The sequence below is a fragment of the Micromonospora sp. NBS 11-29 genome (assembly GCF_002140155.1).
Lineage (GTDB): Bacteria > Actinomycetota > Actinomycetes > Mycobacteriales > Micromonosporaceae > Micromonospora.
The window spans coordinates 20,671-20,915 of the sequence record NZ_NAPR01000014.1 but is presented as its reverse complement, the minus strand read 5'-3'; the positions used below and the strand labels follow the sequence as shown (position 1 = coordinate 20,915).

At 74.3% G+C, this 245-nt stretch carries 1 protein-coding gene; it reads left to right on the top strand.

What is annotated here, in order from left to right; translation table 11 throughout:
• The coding region (locus B1205_RS29905; RefSeq protein WP_176308708.1) for an acyltransferase domain-containing protein at positions 1 to 245 on the top strand (245 nt) is incomplete at both ends.

Genomic DNA, 245 nt, shown 5'->3' with positions numbered 1-245 from the left:
ACGACGCGGCGAAGACCGTCGCGTTGCGGTCCCGCGCCCTGTCGGTGCTGCGGGGCACCGGGACGATGGCGTCAGTGGATCTGTCCGCCGACGAGGTAACGGCGCGGTTGGCGGCCGGCGTCGGGCCGGAAACGTCGTTCGCGGGCGTCGGGATCGCGGCGGTCAACGGCCCGTCGACCGTGGTCGTGTCCGGGCCGCCGCAGGCCGTCGCCGACCTGGTGGAGGCGTGCAAGAGCGACGGGGTT